This is a genomic window from Paenibacillus sp. 01T47, assembly GCF_056398245.1.
This window is the reverse complement of record NZ_JBFTPA010000016.1, coordinates 85,435-111,479: the sequence shown is the minus strand read 5'-3', so window position 1 is coordinate 111,479 and position 26,045 is coordinate 85,435. Positions and strand designations below refer to the sequence as shown.

Genomic DNA, 26,045 nt, shown 5'->3' with positions numbered 1-26,045 from the left:
TCGTAGCCATTCCTGAATAGTTAATCTACAATAACGAGACAGGGGTTCACCGCTTTATGAAGGGTGAATTCCTTAAGTTATTTGAAAATATGGAGGTTTTACTTATTTTAGGAAACCGGCTGCCGAAATTTTTAACGAGATTATTTCTATTTAACATGCTGCTGGGAACTCTTCCTGTCATCGTTCTTGGCGTTCTTTCTTATTATAAGTCCTCCGAGATTATTCAAGATAAAGTAACCAAGGCCAATCGTCTGAATTTGGAACAAACACAGCAAAGTGTTGAGCAGCTTTTGAAGATGGCGGACTTATCTGCTGTTCAATTTATGAATTCATCTCTTGTGAGCTCAGCTTTAAATATGCCGTTGACTGCTAATCAATTCGAAACTGTGAATGATTTGCTTCAAGGCTTACATAAGCTGCAAAGCTTCGAGCTCGGTATAAATGACATATGGCTCGTCAGCTTCAACAACGGATGGGTGATCGACAACAGCACGGAGGTTCTGCGGCTGGAAGCACTTAATCAAAAGGAAATGATTCATAGCTACGCCAAGGTTGACAAGTCAAGCTTTTGGACGACTGCTGACGGGGGAAAGCAGGTTCATTTGGTCAAAAAGCTGCCGCTACATGCACAAAGCCCCTCGGGATTAATCATCATCAAATTTATGAATAAAGAGATTACGAAATTGTTGACCAATAACAATGAGCTTGGCGAGGTGATGATTCTCGATCATGACGGGATTGTCATCGCACACAGCAATGAAGAACAAATCGGGCAGGATTTTCGCGATAAGAAAGAGCTGCAGTTTATGTTTGCCACGGCAGAGGCGGTTGGCGATAACCATGCGAAGATAAATACCGATATGGGCGTCAATTTCCGCAAATCCTCCTATAATAACTGGACCTATGTATCCATTTCATCGGTGAATCTCATTACGAAGGATTCCAAGGTCATTAAATGGTATACCTACACGGCATGTTTGCTGATTTTTGTAGGTACATTGTTTGTTGCCTTGCTGGGGTCTAGAAAAATGTACAGCCCGATCAGTCGTCTTTACCGCTTTCTTGCTGAGAAGGAAGAAGGATCAACAGTCAAGCGCAGCAGTGATGAGTTTCAATATATTGACAGCCAGGTCTATGAAATGCTGTATGCGAAAAATCGTCTCTCCGGCATTGTCGAAGGTCAGCAGCGCTATGTTGATGAGCTGTTCATGATCAAGCTTTATCAGGGAGAAGTGAGGGCCCAAGAAATGACGGAGCGAATGGATGCGATAACGTCAAACCGTAATTGGCATTATATTGGCGTCATGGCGATCCAGATTGATACGCTTGAGGGAACCCGGTATGAGAATAGAGATGAAGAGCTGTTGCTATTTGCTATAAACAATATTGCCGGCGAGGTTTTGAATGAAAGCGAAAGGCTGAAGCCTGTCGTTATGCAGCGCACACAGGTTACACTGATCGGCAGTAATGAGACGTCTGAGGAATTATTCAAGCTTAAAATCAATGCGTATGCCGATGAGACTAGAGAAAAGATTGATCAGTTTCTGGGCTTGAAAGCTAGCGTAGGAATTAGCCGGTTTTATCCAACGGTTGAATCTGCTCCTTGGGCCTATCAGGACGCAACCGAGGCGCTTAAATATACGATACGCATGGGTCCTAGCTGCATTATTCATATTATGGATGTCGAGCCGGAGGGAACGATCCTCTCGCATATTCCGGATGGGATTAAACAAGAGCTGCTGGATGCAATCAAGCTTGCTGATTATGCTCAGGCTGACCAGCTGCTTCATAAGTATCTTCAAGATATTTTCAATGAGAAGGTAGGGCATAGAGAATATTTTGTTCCTTTGACATCCTTCCTGTTGGATTTAGTTCGAATGGCGCAAAGCCTGGGTGAGCCGATAGACTCTCTCTATGATGGAGAAAAGTCATTAATCGACCAGTTGTATCAGCTCAAGACGATTAAGGAAATGGAGCAATGGTTTAGCCAAATTCTTATTTATCCGATGATGAATGTACTAGAGAAGAAACGGAAAAATCAATATGCCAAAATTTCCGATCAAATGCTCGCTATGATCCACGAAGAAGCTGAAACGGACCTTACATTAGAATTATGCGCATCCCGGATCGGTTATCATCCGGATTATATCCGTGGTGTATTTCGCAAGGAGGTAGGTCTCAATTTTAGCGATTATTTATCGAATTTCCGTTTGCAGTTAGCCAAGAAGCTGCTGGTTGATACCGATTTGAAAATTTTGGAGATTGCCGAACGGCTGCGATACAATAATTCGCAAAATTTTATTCGATATTTCCGCAAGCAAGAAGGCATAACGCCAGGGCAATATCGAGAAAAAAATCAGAGACAGGAGTGATTGATATGATTAGGATTAAGAAGTATTTTGCCGTCCTTATGACGGTTATTCTGCTATTGCCAGCCGGCTTGGCAAGCAAGCCTTTAACTGCGGAAGCAAGCTCGAATGACGCTGTCATTCGAGAGGGTTCCACCTTTTTACTGGATTTTCAAGCCGGTACACTGCAAAACGGAATTTATCATGACGGAAGCAGCTCTGCCTTCAAGTTCTCAGGAGATACAGCACATGTAGCCTTGAGTGGCGGGCAGCTTGCTGTTGGGCCAGTAGAAGCTTCAACCGTAGGTGTATTTGATTATGGTTTCAACGGCAACCCCACTCATAAATACGACGATTTTGAGATTTCCTTTGATATGACGGTTACGCATAGGGAGCTGAATAAACAGGCCGGTATCCAGTTTCAGAAGCAAGCCTGGAGCGATGGCTGGGACTCGCAGCTGAAGACGCATATCAGCTATGATGCAAAAATGAACTTTTTTGAAGGGAGCACCTCTATTGCCAATACGGGTAGCGGGAAGTTCCGGGCGATTAAGGATTATGGCGTACCGGCGTTAAACCGCGATGTATTGCCATGGGAAACGTTTCGCGTGAAGCAGGTTGTTGATGGCGACCGTGTTCTTACTTATTTAAATGGTTCAGCAACGCCCATTGTCGATGTCACTCGATCCTCCGAGGCTCTGCCAGGATTCGTTGGCGTATTTGCTAATGCCAATGTCGGATTCACCATGGATAATTTTCTATTTAACCACTTAAGGCCGGAAGCAGAGCGTGACAGCTTAGAACTGGCAGGCGATACAAACGGCTTTTATCTCTTTATTCCCGCTTTTAATGAAAGCGTTTCCAAATTTAAGGTCAATTATCAAAATATAACCGACAATGGAAGCCCGCAGTCCGTCGAATATACGGGACCGAGAAATCAATATGTTTTTGTTGACGGTTTACAAGCAGGAAAGGATTACAGAGTCGAGCTTACCCCCGTCTATACGAGCAGCAGAACGAATGTGGATACGAATATTACGATGTTTAAGAGCGGGACCGTCTTTGTCGGGGATCCGTTAGACACCAAATTGACGGTATCCAGCGGCGATACTTTTTTCGGACAAACCAAGCAGGTTGATATTTCCGTCATTGGAGCCGATCAAATCCGATATACACTGGACGGTTCGGAGCCAAGCTTTACCCACGGTACTTTGATCGAAGGCGATATTATATTTAATGATTCGATCGAAATTAATGCGACTACCACGTTGAAAGCTATCGCACTGTTAGATGGTGTGATCAAAGACCAGAAGCAAGTAACGTATACAGCAGGAGTAAATCCGGTTTCTCTAACGAATTCAGCTATATTTCATAATTCTCAGACCATTGCTATACAATCGGCGTTCGCAGATTCGCTGATCTACACAACGGATGGAACGGAGCCGCTTTATGATCCGGCGACGGATACGGCGTTAAATGGAATAGCTGTTCCTGCTTCAACAGCGGGGCTGACCGTAACGGCATCAACGTATATGAAAGTAAAGGCAGTAAGGGGGAAAATAGCCGGAGCTGCAGCTTCTGCAAAGTATACGAAAGTTCCGCTGCTGGCAAATCAGGTTACCGATTGGGATTTCACCACAAGCGGCGTGCAGCTGTTTGCGGAGGAGCAAGATGAGCTGTATGGCAAGCCGGCGGCCCCTTGGTCGAATCTGCTCGGCTGGGATGTGAATTCGGATACAGGCGTTTGGGCGAATCATATTGATGTGAATCACGTTTATCGGGATTCGGAGGGTGTTCATTTATTTACGACAGATCAGCCAATCGGAGCTTCTACATCGAATCCAACCTTCTATTTGGAGCCGCACAGCGCGGGTTATCCGAATATTCCTTCTGAATACCGTTATGTCAGCTTAACGATGAAGGTGAACCATACCGCCAATGCCGCTATTTATTTCGGGACGGATGCGGGAGTAGATACAGACAGGTTGAGCGAATCTAGAAAAATATCGTTTCGCAACACCGCTGCAGAGATTCCGGAATTCCAGAATTATTTGATAGATATGGGCGAGCATGCAGGCTGGACGGGGAACATCACTAAGCTTCGAATCGATCCGATGGCCACCTATCCGAGCATGAAGGACGGCATTGAGATTGTAGTCAAGGAAATCAAGCTGCTGCGCAAGCAAGATCTTTCTCCTGAAATTCGGTTGACTACGTTTCAAACTTCGGCCCACGAAATCGTATCGCCGGGCGATCAGTTTGTCATAAAAGCTGAAATCGAAAATATTGGCGCCAGCGTAGCGGGACTTGACTTGCAGCTAAGCGCTCCGGATTTTCTTGAAATAACGCCAGTATCAGGTTTTGATCTCACTGCGCTATCGGCAGGAGAGTCCGCACAAATTGTCTATAATGTCAATGTGCTGGATACAGGGGCTGGCGCAATCGCTTTTTCGGTAAAAGGAAATGGCATCGCAACGACGAGAGGCTTATCCCGCATATTCAGCTTGCCGGCAACGCTGCCCGGCAGCGGACAGCCGGATGACGTCATTATCGGAAATGGAGAGAGGCGATTGGTATTCCCGGCTCCGAGCCATACCGGACTGGAGGGCTACGGCTACGGCTGGCTGGAGGCAAAACGCGACGGCGCATGGAGCAGAATCGCCGTTATGCCTTCACTTGGTAGCGTTCAGGAAATAATACATGACGAGCTTACGGTAAAGGAGCTTTATGCAAGCGGGGCTACGGGCTCCAGCTTCTCAATATCCTTTGAGGCTTCCGATGGAGCATTATGGTCAGGAGCGATCCATGTTGAAGAAACTGCCTCAGGGAATCTGGAATTGGAGCACATGCTGCAATCGAATCAGGCAAGGAATATTGCAGCGATTATCGGACCAACGCTGCTGCTTGGCGAAGCCGATGTTCCAGCGCTCGATCCGAACTACCGGGTCATTCGTTCAATGACGGATGTGCAGGGCGATTATATTAACGAAGCGCTGTTTCCTGGTCTGGAGTGGCTGGACGATATGACGAATAACAATCAGTCCTCGAATACCGATGCTGTCATCGATAATGTAGACGCTTATCGTTATGTTCCTCATCCGCGAAAAATTACGGTGCCGTTAATGGCCGTTCGAAAAGGTGAGCTGATGTTTGGATTAATGTGGGATGCCAGGCAAAAATGGGACGGTATAAATGATCAACCGTCCGCATTTTTTGGCATACCCAATCGCCTTGAACGAGGCGAAGACACGATTTCTACCAAACTAAGCTTATTTATTCCTTCGATCTTTAAAGGGGTCAATGAAAATGCGACGTTTGCAACTGGCATCCCAACCTTTTACGATAAAACAACAGCTAGCGCCAATAATGAAAATCCGGTTCGGCAGTCTTATCAGTTAGGCGCTAACCAATTACTAAAGCTCCAATCCGAGTTGTTTGTTAAGGAAGGGACGGAAATGTCCGCGACCATTGAAGAGTGGACGCAGGAGCACGGGCTTGCAGAGCCGCTCCCCTACGCACATGGAACGATGCAGCAGGAAAGCGAAGCTATTCTGACCAGCTTTGAGAATCTATGGTCGCCCTCTGATCATAAATGGATGAATCGTATCGGGCCTGCGGCGACGCCAATGATTACATCTGCATTTATTACACCATATGCCCTATTGAATAAATACGCCGCCGCCTCCTACCAAAACATCGCGAAGCAGCGGGTTCAAACAGCAATGGCTGGGTTAGGCAGCAATTATTCTGCTTATGGCTACATTCTTCCTTTCTATCTGGAAGGAATAACCGCAAAAACGATGGAGGCTATGCAAGGCGTCAATGTAGATTCCTTGATCTCAACGGCGAAGCTCGTAAATCCCGCTGATGTAACGGAGGGCATCTATTGGGATTACGAAACCTTCATTAAACGCAAAGGATTTCCAACGAGTCCTTTTATCGGCCAATTATCGGACGTAACGGCGGGATCAAATGCCGAATTTTTGTTCAAAATGCTTAGACATGCTCGGCTGACTGGCAATGAAAATGCGACAACTTATGGCCTTGCCGGCTTGAATTATATGAATGACAGCTTTACGATGCCTAGAGGCTCGCAGTCATGGGAGCTGAGAAATATGATTCCTGAGCTGGGAACGGCGGCACTTGCAGTAAGAGCCAATGTGGAAGCATACACACTGACGAGCGAAGACAAATATTTGGAAAATGCGAAGCTGTGGGCGGGTAGAGGATTGCCTTTCATTTATCTATGGAGTGACGGAAGTTATGGCATAGAGAAAGCTGACGGCCAGGGAGGATTTTTTGGCAGCCATACATTTATGGAATATTCAGCTATCGCTTCCTTTGGGCAATCCATCTATCGGAGCAACGGTGTGCCGCTTCCTTCTACCTGGTTCGGGAGACCAGTCCAGTGGTCCGGGCATGATTACGGGATTGCACTGATGGAGCTATATGAATCTATGAAGTCATCTGGTTTATGGGAGGATTATTTGGATGCGGGAGGCATTGACTACTCCAAAATCAGTGAGGGCTTATCCGTAAGCGGATCAAGGCAAACGACGGCCGCCGATAGCCGGTATCCTACTCATTTGTATGATGCAACAAGTTTGCTGAAATGGGAAACCTCTGATTACCTGTACCCGAATTACCAAGGTGCTGAGCTGCTTAGCCTGCTTGTAGGAGAACGTACAAATCCGGTAACGAAGATGGTGCGGATTGGAACGCATGATATTCGAATAAGCGCTTTGGCTGATATCGAGCTGCTTGATGTTCAATCGGATCAAATGAGCCTGCGACTCCGATTCTCAACTCCAGGCGAATATACGGTGTTTTTGCAAGGAGTTGAGGCTGTTGGAAGCGTTGAGCTTATACAACCGGAACTAGGCTCGGCGGTAAAATCATTTGCGTTTAGGCCGACAAGCGGTTATGGAGAAATACATTTAGTGGCAGTGGGCGATACGGAGGTGGAACTTACGCTCACCTCACTTGTTGTTCATAGCTAAATGTCGGCAGCAAACCCCCCTTAGGAATATTCAGGTATAAAGAGTTATTGAAGAGAGGCTCCAAGGCAGCAGATGCCTTGGAGTCTCTCTTATTATTTATTTATAAAATCCATTTGGGACAAAAATCAATAAGCCTCGAACTTCTATTCCTGAAGAAGCTGATCTTTATAATCTGTCGGGGATTTACCTGTAACGAGCTTAAATACTTTGGTGAAATAGTGCCGATCTGTATAACCTGTAATTTCAGAAATTTCTTTTAGAGGCATCTCTGGATGAATTCGCATGAGCTCCTTCGCTTTATTAATGCGGAGAGTAGTTAAATATTCGACAAAGGTTTCTCCATGATGCTTGCGAAATAGATTTCCTAAATGGGTGCTCGAAATTTGAAATCGATCCATAATATGAGTCATTGAAATTGTTTCGCTCAAATTCGCGGATAAATAGTCGGAGATTTGTTCAAGTAATCGGACTCCTTTGTTACTGGCGGGGTCATGGTCTTCAAATCGGAAAATATGCGATAGCAAGTTCCAGATATCCTCAGCAGCATTTGAATAGGAGTAGGCGGATTCAATGATTTCCTCCATTTCTTTCTCCGTTGTGATACTTATGAGGGGTTCTAATGAGCGGAAATGCTTTTCTAACCATTGAACCATTTGCTTGCCATTTCTTTGTAAATAGAGGTTCGGACAGGAGTGCTCCTCCCACTGCTCAAACCAATGGAAGATCATTTTTTTTAACAGCTTCCAATCCTTTTTATCCACCGCAATAACAATTTTCTTCTCATCGGTGCTGCTTAGGAGCAGATTGAGTTTTTCTAAAGCGGGTTGTTGCTCAGATAAAAAGATCGTCTTGGATTGTCCAATGACCAGTTGATGGTACAGCTCATCGTGAAGATGATTTGCAACCTGGTGAAACTGTCTAATATCGTTAAAGCTTCGACTAACGGCGATGGAAGGGTGACTGCCTGAACCGCCGATCATCAGAACAATTTCCTCAGCAAGTTGTTTAATCCGCTGGTCGCCGCATTGATATAATCCGAGGATAATAAATCCCCTTTTGAAATCATTTCTTGAAACGATCCAAGCCTTCTCGTTCTTTAGCAATAAAGGATTCGAAGATAGTTTGTTTTGGATTTCTTGCTCCGTCAGAGTGGGACAACGAGCTTTATCTTGTGAAAATGTAGGCTTATTAAAGCAAAACACATAATAGCTAGAGAATGGAAAGCACTGCTGTAAAGTGGTTTGGATACTTCCCTCTATACTCTTGTTTTCGAGCAATTCATTTAATAAAGATTGCTGCTGAAGATAGGTATCCAAGCTAATGCGTGTATTCGTCTTATCTAATAATTGTTCGATGATTGAAGGATCAACCGGCTTGACGTGGTAGTCCTCCACATTGGCCCGAATGGCATCCCGGGCATATTCAAAGGAAGAGTAACCGCTCACGATTACGACGATGATATGAGGCCAATTTTGCCGAATGATGGCTGCAAACTCGATCCCGTTCATGAGCTGCATCTTGATGTCGGTAAAGATTAAATGGGGTTGAACGGTCGGTATGGCTTCCAGTGCCTGGCTAGCGCTAATACATTGGGCGACAATCTGGGTCTGCTCTCTTTTGCTAAAGTCGCTGTTTTCAATTACTTCTTTAAGATGATCCATGTAGAAGGGTTCATCATCAACAATCATAATCCTCATGGCAGCCGCCTCCATTACATGATACGTTAGGGAACTTATGTTAAAGTTTGATGTAGCCATGGAAACATACATAGGCTCCGCAATCCTCGTTATTGCCGAAGGAGAATTGATATTGCTCCTTGAACATGAGCTGAAGTCTAGCAATCGTATTCACTAGGCCCATTCCTCCAATTGAAATAGGCTCGTTTAATGTTTGATTATTTTGAATGCGTTCAAGATAGCCTTGAATGTTGTGCTTCAACGTTTCCAAAGAAGCAGGTTCAAACCCGACACCATTATCACTGATTCGTATCTCCCACTTATTTCCGATTATTTTACCGATAATTTGAATTTTCAATTGCTTATCGCTATCCGATAAACCATGCTGAATGGCGTTTTCTATAATAGGCTGTATCATTAATTTGGGAATTTGAATATTTAAAAGCCATTCAGGAACTTCTATATCATAATGTAGCCGGTGTTGATAGCGAGATTTTAATAGATCCAAATAATGCTGTGCAAATTCTAGCTCCTCACTTACGGTTGTGATCGACGAGCCGGAAGAAATCGAATATCGTAAGAATTGAGAAAGTTTTCTACTTGTGTCCGATACAGCCTTTTGCTGGCCTCTATCTGATAAAACAGTAATGACACCTAACATATTAAATAAAAAATGAGGATTGATATGAGCTTGTAGCACATCGAATTTAGCTTGCATTTGCAAGGTTCGGAATTGAACAGTCTCCTCAAGACTATCTTGTAAACGCTGGTTCAAGGCTAGAAAGGAACGGTTAATAATTTCGATTTCACCCATATGAAATTTATTTTCAATAAAGGCTTGATTGGTCTCACCTAAATTAATAGAATCAATCGCTTTTTTTAGCTTTTTAAGAGGATGCGTTAAAATTTTGGCGAGAATAAAGTAAACAAAAACCGAGATCGCAATAAGGAGTAGAACGCTTATGATCGTGACATTACGAAATAAGAGCAATGGCGCAAAAAGTTGCGACTTTGGAATAATGGCTACAATCGTTATGCCTGTTTTCTCAGAGGTCTGATACATATAGAAATCATTAGTCCCCTTTTCATTCGTTATGAAGCCGTTCCCTGTATTCCCATTGCCAACCTGTTTAAGGATCGAGGCTAGTTTGTTGGATGAGGGAGGTGTAGACGAATAAAGAACCTGGTCCGCTTGTACAATCATAATTTCTTTATCCTGCTTCGAATCTAATTCCTCTACATGCAATAAATCCGAAGCTTTGAATTGGATTTCAAGAAAACCAACGGGATGCGAGTCCCAGCTGATCTGACGCAGAAATGAAAAGACGGCTTCGGAATCACGGGATAGCCATCTGTCCTTCTCCGAAAAATTCAATAAGGAAGAGCCCTTCGCAGCTTGAACATTCTTAAATCCATCATTCGCAAGGATGGTTTGCATAATATCTACGTCAGCTTCGTTAGTTGAGTAGAAGTCACCTTTTGACGTAAACAAATTAATCCTATGAATCGTTTGATAGACGGCAGCATTCAAGTAAAGGGAGTTTTGAATGGCCTTTTCGGACTGTAACGTTTCGGTGGGACTCGTATTTTTGAGATAGGCGATAGAGCTTAAATATTGGACGGCAGTATAGCTGGAATTGTCACGATTAATATATAGCTGGGTGGTTACGTTGTTATTAATGGTGGAATAAACATCCAGAGCATTGGAGTAACCGCTTACAAGCTTGTCCACATTTTCTTTTAAATTGGTTTCAATATTATTTTTCAAATATACATACATCGGAGTGCTGATAATGAGTGCAATGACGATGAGGACAAGCGAATAAGTCACATATAATTTCGTTTGTAAATTTTTGAAAGACAGCATAGACGACCTCCCCGTTCAGTATAACACATTAAAAATGCAGCCTTGCCCAGTGTGAAATATTTCCCCTAGTACTTTCAAATTCGCCATTTACGATAAGAAGCAAAAAACATAACATTGGTTTTGTAAGCATTTACATCACAAATTTGGAGGAATGAACATGAGGGGTCTCACCACAAAGAGAACGCTGTTATGGATAGTAACGGTTCTTACCATGCTTGTTTTAGCAGCTTGTGCAGGAACGAATAGCAACAGTAATTCAACGGATACGCCGTCAGAAGCCAGTGCAGCTCCAACCTCGGAAAATGTTTCACCATCAGCACCGCCAGAAAAGATTACTCTAAAGGCACTTATGCATACGAGTTGGTTAAAGGGCGGTATGGAAGCGGTTCTGAAGGGCTCTGCAGAGAAGGTCGGAATCACTTTAGAGATTGAGAAGCTTCCTGAGGGCGCAGATGGGGATAATTTAATCAAAACCCGGTTTGCCACGAATGATAAGCCAGATCTGTTGTTCTTCTATGGAGGCGTTAATGAGGGCTACGGCTTAGGGAAACCGGAAGAGCAGTTCGTTTCACAGGAGGATCAGCCTTGGATGGCTAACTTCGATAAGAAGGTTTGGACAGGTGCATTCGACTCGGCTGGAACATTTTATGCGGCTCCTTACGGCGGATCTAATATGGCGGTTATGCTGTTTAACAAAAAGGTTTTTGAAAGCTTGAGCTTACAAATTCCAACGACGATGGATGAGTTCTGGGCTGCTTCTGAAGTAATCAGCAAGGCAGGCAAAGTCCCAGTATACTTGTCCGCCAAAGATGCTTGGACATTGCAAATTCCAACCCATCAGTCCGGTGCGGCGCAGGCTGGCCTTCAGGAATTAACAAACAAAGTATTTTCCAATAAAGCTACGTTTTCTAATTTTGATGCTCAAAGACAGGGGATGACTTTCCTTAAGGAAGTTGTTGATAAGAAGTATGTAAACAAAGATTATTTATCGGATACTTATGATAATGCACAGAAGGCATTGGCAAATGGGGATGCAGCTATGTATCCAATGGCTACATGGGTCATGACCGATATTGCGGCCAAATACCCTGAACAAACGAATGATATTGGAGCATTCCTTATTCCCTTTAATGGTGGGGGCAAGGACGTTGCTGGGGTATATGCGCCTAATGCTATGTATGTCGTGAAAGGAAGCAATCAAGAGGCGGCTCAAAAATTCGTCAACTACTTTGAATCCGTTGAGACTCAAAATATTTATTTCGGCGCAGAAGGCGGTATACCAGCCATCAAGGGAGTTACGAATACACTTCTGACACCTGCTGAGCTTGATGCACAGAAGTTTGGAGAGGAAGGAAAAGCTGCTCCAACCGGCGTTAATCCTAGCGAAGGCATCCCTGCCTATGGATACGGGGATTATCCAGCATTCCTGCAGGATTTAGTAGCAGGCGCGAAAACCCCAGAGCAGGTGCAAGAAGCGGAACAGAAAGAATTAGTGAAGAACGCTAAAGCTAAGGATGATCCGAACTTCAAGTAAAGCTTTCTAGAAATAGTCGATATGAAAAGCAAATTTGGAGAGTGTTTCTGAAATAGAGAAACTCTCTCTCTTTTTTGGAGGGCAAATAAATGCTGAAGCGTCATTACTACAGGTACTCAATGCTAGCTCCAGGACTTTGTATATTTTTAATCTTTTTCGTGTGGCCAGCGATTTCAAATTTTTTCTATGCCTTCACGAATCTAGACGCCACCTTTCATTACACACGGCTCGTTGGATTTGAAAATTTCATATCCCTATTTGATGATTCGAGCAATTCTATTGCATTTAAGAATACTTTTATTTTCACAGTGGTCACAACAGTCGGTAAAGTCGGACTTGGGTTTATATTAGCTAACTTTGTAAACCAAAAGCTAAGAAGTACAAATTTCTTGCGCTCTGCCCTTTTCTTTCCCGTCATACTAAGCCCGATTGCAGTATCACTGGCATTTACAGCCCTATTTCACCCGAGCCGGGGGTTTATCAATGTGTTATTGGAGAACCTTCATCTTGGTTTTCTAACCCAACAATGGCTTACAAATAGCCATATCGTGATGTATTCCATCTCCTTTGTTGAAATATGGAAGTGGACGGGATTAACGGTCATCTTGTTTCTGGCAGCACTTCAGACCATTCCGAAAGAGATGATTGAAGCCGCCAAGATTGACGGAGCAACAAATTGGGAGCAGAAGAGGCATATTATATTCCCGATGATTCTCCCCGTTGTGAATACCAACATTATTATTTCGCTCATTGGCGGATTAAAAGTATTCGATATCGTTTATGCGCTTACTGGAGGCGGTCCAGGGAATGCTTCTAGCGTAATTAACACAATGATCTACAAAAGTTTCTCGCAAGGAAGAAATGGGGAAGCGACTGCCGCTAGCTTGTTATTGTTTGTGATCATTCTCGTCCTTGTATCCATAACGAACAAATATCTAAATAAAGACAACAGAGGGTGAGTGGAATGCGAGTATTGCGTAAAACATTATGGGAAGCTCTATCTGTGTTCATTAGCTGTATCATCGCCATTCCTATCTACTTGGTCGTTGTGAACTCCTTCAAAACACAGGCGGAGGCTTCAGATTTAGGATTATCCTTCCCGACGAAATGGAACCTATGGCATAACTATTCAGATGTGTTCGTAAATGCCAAGATTCCTCAGGCATTATGGAATACAACGATTTTAACCGTCATTAGTGTATTCTTTATCGTTATTTTCTGTTCACTGTCCGCTTATTTCATTCAACGGAGAGATAACCGGGTGAGCAGGCTGCTGCAAACGGTTATTATTGCCGGCTTAATATTGCCTTCCTCCATTATTACGACGTATATGCTGATGTTTGATTTGCATCTGGTTCGTACTTATTTAGGCGTGATTTTGCTTTATATTGCTGGGAATTATGCTTTTCTAACCTACGTATACATCGGTTTTTTTCATAGCATTCCAAGAGAATTGGATGAAGCCGCAATGATTGACGGAGTTAGCCCTTACGGATTGTTTTGGAAGATTATTTTCCCATTGCTGAAGCCGGTAAGCGCCAGCGTCCTAATTATTGCATTTATGTCGGTATGGAATGACTTCACTACCCCGTTTTATTTCTTAAATACGGCGAGCCGCTTCACCTTAAGCTTGACCGTATACTTTTTCTTTGGTCAGCATTCCTCGGATTGGAATCTGGTTTTTGCTGACTTGGTTATGGTATCCATGCCGGTCATTCTATTGTATCTATTCTTGCAAAAGTACATCGTTGAAGGCTTAACGGCAGGGGCAGTGAAAAGTTAAATGGGAGGGTGAGGTTTGCTAAATGTCAGTGCATAACGTGAAACAAACAGCGGAGTCACTCGTTTTTGTGGGGCAAGAAAAGCAGCAGCTGCGATTCCACCCGATCGTCAAAGGAAGCTTGAGCTTAAGAACACATACGAATTCCGAGCATGTGAAGTCGGTTAGTTATAAAGAAGGAAAGGATTTTATTGTTGATTATGAAACTGGGCTGATTGCAAGAACGGTCGCAAGCAGTATACGGGATTGGGCTGACCATGTATTCTTTCAAAACCTGAACTTCGATCATCATTTGTTTGAGGAATACAGTAATCGCAGTTTCACTGTATTTATAGACTACGAATATGAGAGGGAGCAACATCAACATCAATTAAATGCCGGAATGAGCTTGGGGGCTAGTCGTTTATTAAAAAACACGATGAAAAAGCTTAATGCCGGACAAGAAGCTGTTTATGTGGTTTTTGGTGACAGCATTAGCGAAGGCGGAGAGGCAAGTGAGGATAGCTATACTTTTTATCAACGTTTTGCGCATCGGCTATCTGCTATAAGCTCGAGTGGAAACCTTCGCGTTGTTAATAAAGCAATCGGAGGAGAGACAAGCACGGGAGGCGCAGCCCGCATAGAGCAGGATATTGTGTCTAATCAACCCGATCTTCTAACGATAGGGTACGGGATGAATGATCAGAATCTATTCGAGGGAGAAGTGGCAGTACCTTATGCTATTTACGAGAGTAATATTCGAACGATTATAGAAACTACGATGCGTAGCTGTGAAACAGATATTGTGCTTGTTACGCCTTGCGAGCCAAATCCCTTGTGGAAATATACGAGTGGGCTAATGGATGGATACGCTGAAGTTCTTCGTCGCTTGGGGAAGGAATATGATATCGGCGTTGTAGATGTGAATGAGATTTGGAAACAAGAATTACGAGCAGGAAAAACGCCAGAGAGCCTTCTGCTCAACAATATTAATCATCCGAATGATTATGGGCATTGGCTTTATTATCAGGCATTTGAACATCTAATAGAAGGGTGATGCTGTCTTATGAAAGCTTTGCAAATTACAGGAGCGAATACGTATACCATCTTAGAACATGAAATTCCGGTACCTTTTGATGATCAGGTATTGGTAGAGATAAGACTGGTGTCAACTTGTCCTCGCTGGGATATGAATATGCTGGCTGGCCGCAATATGTTTAATTATAATGAATCTCCCAATTACCCATTACCCCCGGGGTTTCCGGGACATGAGCTGGCTGGCGTAGTCAAATCGGTGGGAAAAAGCGTGCGTACGCTGAATGTGGGGGACCGTGTGGCTGCCCTTGAGCATTTGGATGGTAACGGGGCTTATGCGCAGTATTTATGCTTCCGTGAAGAGGAGCTCATCAAACTGCCAGATCATATCTCTGATAAACAAGCAGTATCGCTTGAACTATTGAAATGTGTAGTAATTGGAATCATGCAATTTGGCGATCTGCGGGGCAAATCTATCGTCGTGTCCGGTCTAGGACCTGCGGGAATGCTGGCCATTCAGGTGGCGCGCCTATGGGGGGCTTCACGTGTTATCGGAGTAGATATTAATGAAACGCGAGTACGACAGGTTCGAGAGCTTGGACTTGGCGAGACTTGCCTTGTCGATGAGCTGCAGGGTCAACAATTCGATTTAGGCTACGATTGTGTCGGGGCGGCCGCTTCTGTGCAAAATCTGATTGAGTACGTAGATGAACATATCGTTATATTTGGTGTTCTTCGCGGAGAAGTGAAGTATCCGGAGCATCTGTGGTACAAGGGAATGAAGCTGGAATCTTATAAATACCGCAATGTTGGTCCAAGGGATCATGAGCTGCTAATCGACCTGGTGGGAAATAAGAAATTAAACATGGAATGTTTGCAAACTCATCATTATACGTTTGATCGGTATCAGGAAGCCGTTGATTTATTAAATAAGCAGGAAGCGATTAAGGTATATTTTTATCCACAAACCGATTTCGATATTTAAGTCCAATATACAAGGCGGAGGGGATCTGGCAATGAAAGGCTATGGTGTTGTATTCGTTGATAAAGGCAAGGTTGAATATCAAGAGGTAACCGTTCCTGAGCTAGGGAGTCGTGATATCGTCATCGACGTGGAGCATTCTTGGATTAGTATTGGAACGGAATCTTCCTTCCTAAAGGGCGAACGAATCGCGGGAGAAGTCCCATACCTTGAGGGTGATGCTTTGCCATTTCCACAGATCAACGGCTATCAAAAGGTCGGTAAAATTAGAGCGTTGGGTGATCAGGTAGAGGGGTTTCAAGCAGGTGAGCGCGTATTTGCCACGGTAAGCAAAGTAAAGGGAATGGCATTTAGTGAAGGAGGCCATGTCAGCCCAGCGGTAACGGACGTTAACCAAGTATGGAAAATTCCAGACGGGATGAGCCCTGTGGCGTTTGCCGGGCTTGTGCTTACACAAGTTGGCTATAATTGCGGCTCTCGGCCACCGGTGAAGGAAGGGGATCAGGCCGTCGTTATTGGCGACGGTCTTGTCGGCCAGTGGGCAGCTCAAACCTTAATTCACCGGGGGGCTAAGGTTGCCGTGCTGGGCCGACATGAGGAGCGGTTAGCGCTTCTCCCGGATGAGGCACTCGCGATTAATACGTCCAAGAACGACGTAAGCGGGCAGCTTTCTTCACTGCATGCCGATCTTTCCATTATTGTGGATACGGTAGGCTCGCTCGCCGCGGTTTATGAATGTCTTCCCTACTTGCGTCATAACGGACATCTGGTCTCCGCCGGGTTCCTAGGGACGGATGGCAGAATTGATATCCAATCTCTGCGGGAGAAAGAAGTTACTCTTCACAATCCTTCGGGATGGGATAACGAAAGAATGAATGCAACGATTCGTGGAATAGAAGAAGGCTGGCTGCAGACAGAAACACTCATCACGCATCAGTTTCCAGCGGAGCAAGCTACAGAGGCATGGAAACTAATTTTGGATAAAAATAAACCCTGTCTGGGTGTGGTTTTGAACTGGGATAGGGGGCTTTAACATGCAAAATTTTCATCTCATCTGCAATGCCCATCTGGACCCGGTATGGCTTTGGGAGTGGGAGGAGGGAGCCGCAGAGGCTATTTCTACCTTCCGAGTTGCCGCTGAACTGTGTGAGATCTTTGATGGATTTATTTTCAACCATAACGAGGTTACGCTGTACAAATGGGTAGAGGAGTACGAGCCCGAGTTATTCGTGCGTATTCAGAAGCTTGTTCGGGAGGGGAAATGGCATATCATGGGCGGGTGGTACTTGCAGCCAGATTGTAATATGCCATCAGGTGAATCTTTTGTTCGCCAGATGCTCCTCGGTCGACTCTATTTCAAAGAAAAATTCGATTCCTACCCCACGACCGCAATTAATTTCGATCCGTTTGGACATACGCGGGGACTTGTACAAATTATGAAAAAATCGGGCTTCGATTCCTACCTATTTTGTCGTCCTGATCCGGTTAACTGTGAGCTGCCTGGAGAGGATTTCATTTGGACTGGCTATGATGGTTCAGAGATTATTGGGCATCGTGCGCTTGAGATGTACAATTCCCCCAAAGGTCAGGCCGATCATAAAGTGAAGGAGTGGCTGGAGAAAAAACAGCATAACCCTGTTGCTTCCTTACTCTGGGGAATTGGCAATCATGGCGGAGGGCCATCCAGATTGGATCTCGTTCAACTGCAGGAGTTGATTTCATCCAGCCAGGATACTCAAATCCTGCATTCCACCCCGGAAGCTTATTTCCAAGAATTAAAAGAGAGTGGTATAGAGCTTCTTCATCATAAATCGGATATTAATCCATGGGCGGTTGGATGCTACACTTCACAAATCCGGATTAAACAAAAGCACCGGCTGTTGGAAAATGAAATTTATATGTTGGAAAAGATGGCTTCGCACGCTGCTCTTCTGAGTCTAACGAGCTATCCCTATGATGACATTCATGAAGCTTTATGTGATCTCATGGTCACGGAATTCCATGATGTGCTTCCGGGTTCTTCTATTCAACCCGTAGAGGAGGCTTCCTTGCGTTTAGTTGATCATGGACTCGAAATCATTTCTCGATTGAAAGCCAAAACCTTCTTTGCGCTTGCCAAGGGACAACGCAAAGCGGATGAAGGCGAGATTCCTATTTTGGTTTATAATCCGCACCCGTACCCTATCTCAACCATCGTGGAATGCGAGTTTCAATTATCCGATCAGAACTGGAACGATGAGTTCTCACTTCCTGTTGTCTATCAAGAGGGAGTTCGTCTTCCATCACAGGCGGAAAAGGAGCAGAGCAACCTTAATTTGGATTGGCGTAAACGTACCGTATTTCAGGCCGTTCTCGCTCCAGGCCAAATGAATCGTTTTGATGTTCAATTGGAAGTTTTACCGAGAAAACCCGAGCTGGAACTTAAAACTCACAATCATCGCATAACGTTTCAAAACGAAGAAATGGAGGTGATTGTTAACTGTAAAACCGGATTAATAGATCGTTATCGGGTGCATGGAATTGATGCGGTAAAACCTGGAGCATTCATGCCCTTAGTTATCGAAGACGATGATGATGCTTGGGGAATGAACGTACAAAGCTTTCGCCAAGTGGCAGGCGTGTTTGCATTAATGTCCGCGAGTGAAGGGACACAGTTCTCTGGGGTGACGGAGCAGATGCTGGAGTCTGTGCGTGTTATTGAAGACGGAGAAGTGAGGACAGTCATAGAAGCTATCTTTCACTATCATGATTCTTTTGTCGTGCAAACCTATAAATTGCCTAAGAGCGGTACTCTTATTGAAGTGCAGCTCCGCGTGCATTGGAACGAGAAAAGCAAAATGCTGAAGCTTTCCGTTCCGACCCCTTATGAGCAAGCAAAATATCAGGGTCAAGTGGCGTATGGTATGGATGATCTGCCTTCAGATGGTAAAGAGGTTGTCGCCCAAAAATGGACAGCTGTCCATGATCAAGAAAATGATTTTGTGATGATCGAAATGAATGATGGAACGTACGGTTCTGATTATGCCAATGGGGAGATGCGTCTTTCGTTGCTTCGCTCTCCAGGCTACACAGGGCATCCGATTCATGATCGAACGATCATGCCGCAGGATCGTTATTCCAATCGAATCGACCAAGGAGAAAGAGTGTACCGTTTCTGGTTTAACGCGGGAAAAGCTTCAGAGCTTCTGACGACTGTGGATCGCGACGCGCTTACGGTTAACGAAAAGCCATTTGCGCTCTCCTTCTTCCCTCCTGGAACCGGACAACGACCAGAGTCATCTCTGATCCTGAGTGATTCGAGCATTCTAGTAACGACATTCAAGAAAGCGGAACGATCCGAGGATTATATCATTCGTTTGTTTGAACCGACGGGCCAAAGCAGAACGACAGAGCTTCACATTCCTTCATTGAATATGAAGCAGGTAATCACACTAGGAAAGTTTGAAATTAAAACGTTCAAATTAAACGTGACAGACAAAATACTGTCAGAAGGAAGCATGATGGAGTCAGAAGAATAGGAGCTGTGATGGAATGAGCGGTTCTAAGAACGACTTATATGGAGAAGATCCAGATATCGGAAACTGGTATCGTGAGAAACAAAAGATCGAATTCGATCATCTCATCAAGCGAATGCGTGCAACTGGGAATCAGAATCGGGCGGAGTTCTTCCGCCCGGATACCTCATCGATAGATACGTACGAAGCGGGACTAGAACCCTATCGTGAGAAATTCAAAGCGATGTTAGGATGGCCGCTGAGTGATCCAGCGCTAGATTCATCAATACCTAATGCTCGAGTTGAATGGGTTGCCCAAGATCGTTTAAGCAAAATTTACAGGGTTATGGTTGAAGGGGAATATGGTCTGACGACGTACGGCCTGTTATTCCTGCCACTGACGGAGGGGCCTTTTCCTCTCGTGATTTCACAGCATGGAGGAGAAGGCACGCCGGAATTATGTTCCAGTTTCTATGGTCCCACGAACTATCATGATATGACGCGAAGAGTACTTCAAAGGAACATCGCTGTATTTGCGCCACAGCTTCTGCTCTGGAAGGAAGGGGAATACGGTCCTCCGTATGACAGGGCGTCTATCGATAGACAATTAAAGCAGGTGGGCAGCTCTATTGCTGCGGTGGAAATCTATAAAATTCAGCGGAGCTTGGATTATTTATTATCACGGAATGATATCGCCGCTGACCAAGTCGGTATGATTGGTTTATCCTATGGCGGGTTTTATACCCTCTTTACAGCAGCAGCGGATACTCGTATTAAGGCGGCGTATTCATCCTGCTTTTTCAACGATCGCTTTAGGTATGATTGGTCTGATTTTACTTGGTTTAATGCTGGCAATAAGTTTCTAGACGCAGAAATAGCAGGATTAATTTGTCCGCGATTTCTGCATATTGAGGTGGGTAAAAAGGATGAACTGTTCCACTATGCACATGCGCTTAAAGAGCTTGATAAACTAGCCGTGCCTTATGGGCAGCTGAATATCATGCATCGATTGTCGAGAGAAGTAGTTGATGGAGCTCATGAGCTGGATATAAACGATAGAGCAATGGAGTGGTTTTGCCAAGCGGTCCGAATGTGAAATATTCCCCCTGCAACTTTCGAATCCTCCATTTACCGTATGGGGCTGAAATCATATCATGGTTAATGAAAGCGCTTTAATAAAAGGAGAGGGGTTTTAATCATGAGGAGCAAGAGGTTTAAGGCTTTTAAAAAGGGGATGACATGGACGATTGTCTTTCTCTTATTATTTTCAAGCTTACCGGTCATATCGAATGGCGCAGCTTCAAACGAAAGTACTTTAAGGGATACTTCTTCAGGGGCGGATGCTTACTTGTGGACAGAAGGGGAAGATTATTTATCTGTTTCTCCAGGGGGTTATTATCGGAATGATGAATCGCAGGCAAGCGGAGGGAAATACCTCGCCTTGCATACGAATACGCCCGATACATCAGCGACTGCGGAGTATCAAGTCGATATACCAGAAACCGGAAGCTACGATATATGGGTGCTGGCGACAGGTATGAGTCTTTGGATGTCCGCTTATAGCTGGAAGCTGGACGAAGGCATATATCATTCACCTCCCGTTGTCACGGAGGGAGCTGTCTTCGCTTCGGAGGGGATGCCCTTTTATTGGCATCAACTAGATAGCACCGAGCTGACTCAGGGGCAGCACAACCTAGCATTTTTAACAAACGCTCCTCGGCAGGGGGCGAACGATAGTCTATATAATCAAGGCATCGATGCGATCGCCGTCGTACCTGTTGATTGGGAATGGCAGCCGGATGGTCTGAGTAAACCAACGGCTCCCATTGTACCTGAACCGTCAGACGAAGAAAATTATTTATGGATGGAAGGAGAAAACGCTCATTCTGCACAAGGGGGTTATCATGGAGCGGCTGAGTCACAGGCAAGCGGAAGCACTTATCTCTTGCTGCAAACCAATACACCAGGTACCTCGGCAACTGCGCAGTATCAAGTGGATATACCAGAAACAGGAAGCTATGATATCTGGGCGTTAGCTACGGGGCTGAGCATTTGGATGTCTCCTTGGAACTGGAAGCTGGACGAGGGCTCCTATACAACCCCGCCTGTTGTGACAGACGGCTCCATCTTTGTTGCTGAGGGCATGCCTTTCTATTGGCACAAATTAAGCAGCGCGGATCTGAGCCAAGGACAGCATGACTTCACGTTTTTAACGAATACGCCAAGACAAGGAGCAAGCGACGGTTTGTATAATCATGGCATCGATGCAATCGCCGTTGTGCCTGCCCTTTGGGGGTGGCAGCCGAATGGATTAAGCAAACCTTTTGATAAGGCAGCCGTTAAATATGAATACGTAACAGGCGCGTTAGATAAATCGTTGGTGAATCGAGAAGAGCAAGTAGGCGTTACGGTTACGAATAAAGCCATTGCCCCAGTCAATGCAAGCCTTAGCTTCTTCGTTGAATTAGTATATGAGGGGGAAGTTGTATCAAGGGCGGTTAAAGAGTTTAATAAAACATCTTGGACGGCTGGTGAGGAGCATACGGAAACGATTCAATTAACGGTTCCGTTTAATGCTCCAAAAGGAAAAAACGAAATCCGTACCGGCATTGTAGATATTTCTTACGATAATGCAGTTAATGGCGAGAAATCGGTTAAAGTAGGCCATTTGAATATTGAACAAGAAGAAACGAATGCTGCGGTGCCGATGCTAAAGGCAACGATAGCTAATCTGCAGGTTCAGCCGAACCAAGCCAGCCCTAGATCCTATGCAGGAAATGTAACGTATGCTTTGAATCAAGCCGTAGATTTTGATACGACGGGATATTTAAGCCTTTATAAGGGCGATGTGCTTTGGTATGTTGCCGAGATTGCAGCTGTGAATACTTCCGAGCTCCAAGCTAATGTGGAAGCTCAGGCATCGTTTAGTTTTACACTGCCTGAAGGAGTGCCTGCTGACAGCTATACTGTGGCATGGGGTCTCCACAAATTGCAAGCAGAGCAGGAAACAGCGGGGCAAGTTGAAGTGACAGTCGCTGCGTCCAATACGGACTACAAGCCATTAACACACGGTACTTTTACCGATGAAAAGCTGGGACAATCTCATTTCTGGTATGCTAACCAGTCGCATACGATGATTTGGGATGGTAAACCATTCGTACCGATCGGTGGTATGTTTACTTCGGATTATTTGCTCTTTTACTCCAAAACAGATCCTGCAATCAATAAAGCAAATTGGGATAAGGATGTTGAAGTACTGCAATATATGAAGGCACATGGGGCAATGGATATGTATATCAATACGGCTGTCATGGAGGTTCCGGCATGGGCATGGCAAAAAATGCTGGATTACTTAGACCAGGAAGGCTTTACTTATGGCCTGCAGGTACAAGGAGCCCAAGGGTTGACCCTTTCCGCTTATATGCCGAGAGCCTATGAAGGAGCGGGCGTGCTGAAGAAAGAGAATATCGTGGATAGCGGAGAAGTCACCTTAACGGTACCCACGTTTCAAATTTCAGGTTATGTGGATGCGATGTCGGCGCTGTATGTGGTCATGAATCCGACGACAGGCGAGGTTATTCAATCCGGTGAAGAGAATATTCGCAAAGTGGATTCAGCTACGCTCGAGCTGCATGCAAATGTTGTTCTTCCGAGTGCGAACCAAACGGCCTATACCGTTTATTTTACACCTAAGGTTAAGTACTCTGGCCATACTTTAAGGAATATTTGGGATGCAGGAGATTTGATTATTAATAGTATGGTAGACACGCTTAGCAAGGTCACCTGGGGTCCCAATTTCAGACTGTTTGTTGATCCTGTTACGAACGAATCAGGAATATACAACGGAGATGAAGGTTATCTGTTTGACTCCCCCATCTATAGTTCACAATTTGTAGATTGGTTAAAACAGAAATATAACACATTGGATGCCTTAAATGAGGCTTGGAAAATGAGCAGTCCTGTTGAATCTTATGAAACAGCGGCGCGTTTAGTGCCCATTGTACGGGGAGAAGGATCGGCTGCTTGGAACAACCAATTGTATTTGGTAGACAAGGGAAATCCAGGTTCTACGTATGCAGCGGATGCTTATCGCGGCGTTTTATGGGATGATTTTGTCGATTTCAGAGAGGGTTCCTATAACGACTATCTCATGAGGTTTTCAGATGCGATTACAAATGTCGTTGATGTACCCGTTGTATTTAAGCTTTCTGGAACTACAAGGAAATACTTTATTAATGATAAGCAGACTGGAGGGTTTGCTGGCGTTGGAGGCGAGATCTACGGCGATAATGAATATCTAATTAGAGAAAGATCGGGTTATACCTATTCTCAAATCGAACAATCTGCACAAACCTTATGGTTTTTGACGACGGAAACGCAGCTGGATGAAAATATGGACCGAAAATATCAATCCGGCGAAAAGGGATATCCAGACAAAGAAACGATGTTTAATCATTTTGATAGGCTCCTGGAGGCGGGGAGCAAAGGGATATATGATTTCTTATTTAATTGTGATTATTTCACATCATGCCAGGAAGCTTATGGTTATTATACCGCTAAACCGATTCAGTTCGATTGGCTGAAAGAATACAAGGATGCGATTCTGGCTCCTGATTCTCTAGCACATATTGAAACCTATCGACCTGAGGTCTATTACGTATATCCTGCCGGCGAGACTTGGTGGATGTTGAATAGACGTAATGTTGTACTCCCAGGTAATGATTATCGAGGCGGAGCAACGCTTCAAACCTTCGATAATAAATGGGTTGTGCCTACTTTTGATCCTAATATAGCCACGAAAGTCCTAGTCGTCAGCTTGGAGGACGATCCAGCTACGACCATCTACGGTGAAGCTTTATTGGCTCAGGGAAGCCTAAAGGCTGGCAAACGAAATACCGTGTATATGGGCTATCGCAAAAACCTGGGGGCGTTACCAGAGATTGATTCCTATTTTACGAACGAATTTACGGTATTAGAGAATGGAACAAAGGTACAGGTACTTAATTCGAATGCGACTAGTACGACACAAGTGCTTTATAGCTCAGCGGATGGCAAGCCTTGGGGAATTAGGGATGGTAAGCTTTGGATTATAACGGACCCTAATTGGATTCAGAGCTTTAATGGGAATGAACCCAAAGGGCAAATCAAATATTTAGATCAATTAGACTTTTCTACAGACAGCAGCAATGGAGGTAATAATGGTTCTGGCGGAAGCAATGGAAATATGGCTAGGAGCATAGTGTCAGTGGAAAATGGTAAAGCGATAGTAAAGCTAAGCAATGACCAATCCGTCGTATCGATTCCATTAGCGCAAATTGGAGATCATCCTTTATCCGTAGTGGCGGGTTCGGTAATCGTAAATGTAGATCGAGAACTGCTCAATGCTTGGAGAGGACAGATCGGCAATGAGGCAGGGGCAGCAATTGAAGCGCAGATTAAGCCAGTGAGCGAAGCGGGTGACAATCGGTCAGCCTCTCAAAGTGCAACTGCACAAATAACAATTGCAGGTCAAGTGTATGAAATTAGTATGAAGTTAAAAAAGACAGACGGCAGCGTGGTCGAAGTTAAAGGGGGAAAAGACGGTGTAGAGATTACTTTACCTTATGATGCCGATGGGGTTGATGAAGAGCTTCTCGGTATTTATTACTATAACGAGTTGACTAAGGTTTGGGAATATGTGGGTGGTAAAGTGAACAGCAGTGCCAAAACATTGACTGTCAAACTTCGGCATTTGAGCAAATATGCAGTTTTGGAATATAACAAGACGTTTAGCGATTTGCTCACTACTCATTGGGCTACAAGAACGATCCAAGTATTGTCGGCAAAGCATATTGTGAACGGCGTGAATGATTCCATGTTCAAGCCTGCAGGCGATACAACTCGAGCGGAATTTGTATCTCTCTTAGTTCGTGCTTTAAACCTCGAAGCATCTGAGGAAGTGCAGCTGTTTAAGGATGTGAAGGAGGATGCATGGTATGCAGCAAACGTGCAAGCAGCTGTGAAGGCTGGCATTGTTTCTGGTATCAGTCTTGATTCATTTGCTCCTAATGCGCTTATCACACGTGCAGAGATGGCCGTACTAGTCGCAAGAGCACTTGGACTGAATAAAGATACAAGCATGAATGTCGAGTTTGCCGATGCCAAGGACATACCTGTATGGGCAATGCCTTCTGTGGCAGCAATGAATGAAGCGGCCCTCGTACAGGGAAAAGGGGATAATATGTTCCATCCGCGAGCTAATGCTACGAGAGCAGAGGCAGCACAGTTCATTCTTATTATGATTAATCAAATTAATAAGTCTTAATGAAGTGAAGGACAATGTAATCGAAATTGCTTCTTGAAAGGAAATC

General features: G+C 44.5%; 13 protein-coding genes. 11 read left to right on the top strand and 2 right to left on the bottom strand.

Translation table 11 applies throughout. From position 1 onward, the window contains the following. The first annotated feature begins 56 nt into the window (after positions 1-56). Both AC1DOV_RS25725 and AC1DOV_RS25720 read left to right on the top strand, forming a co-directional pair. The gene (locus AC1DOV_RS25725) at positions 57-2,372 is read left to right on the top strand and encodes a helix-turn-helix domain-containing protein (RefSeq protein WP_477510878.1); all 2,316 of its coding nucleotides are present in this window, start codon (positions 57-59) and stop codon (positions 2,370-2,372) included. Positions 2,373-2,377: 5 nt separating this feature from the next. Further along, positions 2,378-7,348, top strand: coding sequence for an FN3 associated domain-containing protein (locus AC1DOV_RS25720; RefSeq protein WP_477551351.1), 4,971 nt, complete (start codon positions 2,378-2,380; stop codon positions 7,346-7,348). 143 nt (positions 7,349-7,491) lie between these two features. Here AC1DOV_RS25720 and AC1DOV_RS25715 read toward each other — a convergent pair whose 3' ends face one another. After that, entirely contained in the window at positions 7,492-9,045 is a 1,554-nt protein-coding gene (locus AC1DOV_RS25715) for a response regulator (RefSeq protein ID WP_477510876.1), read from the bottom strand. A 40-nt stretch (positions 9,046-9,085) separates the two neighbouring features. Beyond that, on the bottom strand, positions 9,086-10,891 hold the full coding sequence (locus AC1DOV_RS25710) for a sensor histidine kinase (protein WP_477510875.1): 1,806 nt from the start codon (positions 10,889-10,891) through the stop codon (positions 9,086-9,088). 157 nt (positions 10,892-11,048) lie between these two features. Here AC1DOV_RS25710 and AC1DOV_RS25705 point away from each other — a divergent pair, with 157 nt between their 5' ends. The 9 genes from AC1DOV_RS25705 (at position 11,049) to AC1DOV_RS25665 (ending at position 25,999) form a co-directional block, all read left to right on the top strand. Then, the gene (locus AC1DOV_RS25705; RefSeq protein ID WP_477551350.1) at positions 11,049-12,425 is read left to right on the top strand and encodes an ABC transporter substrate-binding protein; all 1,377 of its coding nucleotides are present in this window, start codon (positions 11,049-11,051) and stop codon (positions 12,423-12,425) included. A gap of 89 nt (positions 12,426-12,514) precedes the next feature. After that, complete coding sequence (locus AC1DOV_RS25700) at positions 12,515-13,384, top strand: carbohydrate ABC transporter permease (RefSeq protein WP_441882571.1); 870 nt, start codon at positions 12,515-12,517, stop codon at positions 13,382-13,384. 5 nt (positions 13,385-13,389) lie between these two features. Then, positions 13,390-14,208 (top strand): carbohydrate ABC transporter permease, encoded by an 819-nt coding sequence (locus AC1DOV_RS25695; RefSeq protein WP_441882569.1) that lies wholly within the window; start codon positions 13,390-13,392, stop codon positions 14,206-14,208. 22 nt (positions 14,209-14,230) lie between these two features. Further along, the gene (locus AC1DOV_RS25690; RefSeq protein ID WP_477551349.1) at positions 14,231-15,241 is read left to right on the top strand and encodes an SGNH/GDSL hydrolase family protein; all 1,011 of its coding nucleotides are present in this window, start codon (positions 14,231-14,233) and stop codon (positions 15,239-15,241) included. Positions 15,242-15,250: 9 nt separating this feature from the next. Beyond that, positions 15,251-16,204, top strand: a complete 954-nt coding sequence (locus tag AC1DOV_RS25685) for a zinc-dependent alcohol dehydrogenase (protein ID WP_441882565.1) — start codon at positions 15,251-15,253, stop codon at positions 16,202-16,204. A gap of 31 nt (positions 16,205-16,235) precedes the next feature. Continuing rightward, a complete protein-coding gene (locus AC1DOV_RS25680; protein WP_441882563.1) occupies positions 16,236-17,234 on the top strand; it encodes a zinc-binding dehydrogenase in 999 nt (332 codons plus the stop codon). A gap of 1 nt (position 17,235) precedes the next feature. After that, complete coding sequence (locus AC1DOV_RS25675) at positions 17,236-19,719, top strand: glycoside hydrolase family 38 N-terminal domain-containing protein (protein WP_477551348.1); 2,484 nt, start codon at positions 17,236-17,238, stop codon at positions 19,717-19,719. A gap of 13 nt (positions 19,720-19,732) precedes the next feature. Beyond that, positions 19,733-20,791, top strand: coding sequence for a dienelactone hydrolase family protein (locus AC1DOV_RS25670; protein WP_477551347.1), 1,059 nt, complete (start codon positions 19,733-19,735; stop codon positions 20,789-20,791). Positions 20,792-20,893: 102 nt separating this feature from the next. Further along, positions 20,894-25,999 carry an S-layer homology domain-containing protein gene (locus AC1DOV_RS25665; protein ID WP_477551346.1) on the top strand — a complete coding sequence of 1,702 codons (5,106 nt, stop codon included), beginning with the start codon at positions 20,894-20,896 and terminating at the stop codon, positions 25,997-25,999. The last annotated feature ends 46 nt before the right edge of the window (positions 26,000-26,045 follow it).

Bases quoted from the DNA above. Each gene is read 5' to 3' on its own strand.
- AC1DOV_RS25720 (WP_477551351.1), top strand. From the start codon at position 2,378: ATGATTAGGATTAAGAAGTATTTTGCCGTCCTTATGACGGTTATTCTG.
- AC1DOV_RS25690 (WP_477551349.1), top strand. From the start codon at position 14,231: ATGTCAGTGCATAACGTGAAACAAACAGCGGAGTCACTCGTTTTTGTG.
- AC1DOV_RS25670 (WP_477551347.1), top strand. From the start codon at position 19,733: ATGAGCGGTTCTAAGAACGACTTATATGGAGAAGATCCAGATATCGGA.
- AC1DOV_RS25665 (WP_477551346.1), top strand. From the start codon at position 20,894: ATGAGGAGCAAGAGGTTTAAGGCTTTTAAAAAGGGGATGACATGGACG.
- AC1DOV_RS25715 (WP_477510876.1), bottom strand. From the start codon at position 9,045: ATGAGGATTATGATTGTTGATGATGAACCCTTCTACATGGATCATCTT.
- AC1DOV_RS25680 (WP_441882563.1), top strand. From the start codon at position 16,236: ATGAAAGGCTATGGTGTTGTATTCGTTGATAAAGGCAAGGTTGAATAT.
- AC1DOV_RS25695 (WP_441882569.1), top strand. From the start codon at position 13,390: ATGCGAGTATTGCGTAAAACATTATGGGAAGCTCTATCTGTGTTCATT.
- AC1DOV_RS25705 (WP_477551350.1), top strand. From the start codon at position 11,049: ATGAGGGGTCTCACCACAAAGAGAACGCTGTTATGGATAGTAACGGTT.
- AC1DOV_RS25675 (WP_477551348.1), top strand. From the start codon at position 17,236: ATGCAAAATTTTCATCTCATCTGCAATGCCCATCTGGACCCGGTATGG.
- AC1DOV_RS25710 (WP_477510875.1), bottom strand. From the start codon at position 10,891: ATGCTGTCTTTCAAAAATTTACAAACGAAATTATATGTGACTTATTCG.
- AC1DOV_RS25685 (WP_441882565.1), top strand. From the start codon at position 15,251: ATGAAAGCTTTGCAAATTACAGGAGCGAATACGTATACCATCTTAGAA.
- AC1DOV_RS25725 (WP_477510878.1), top strand. From the start codon at position 57: ATGAAGGGTGAATTCCTTAAGTTATTTGAAAATATGGAGGTTTTACTT.
- AC1DOV_RS25700 (WP_441882571.1), top strand. From the start codon at position 12,515: ATGCTGAAGCGTCATTACTACAGGTACTCAATGCTAGCTCCAGGACTT.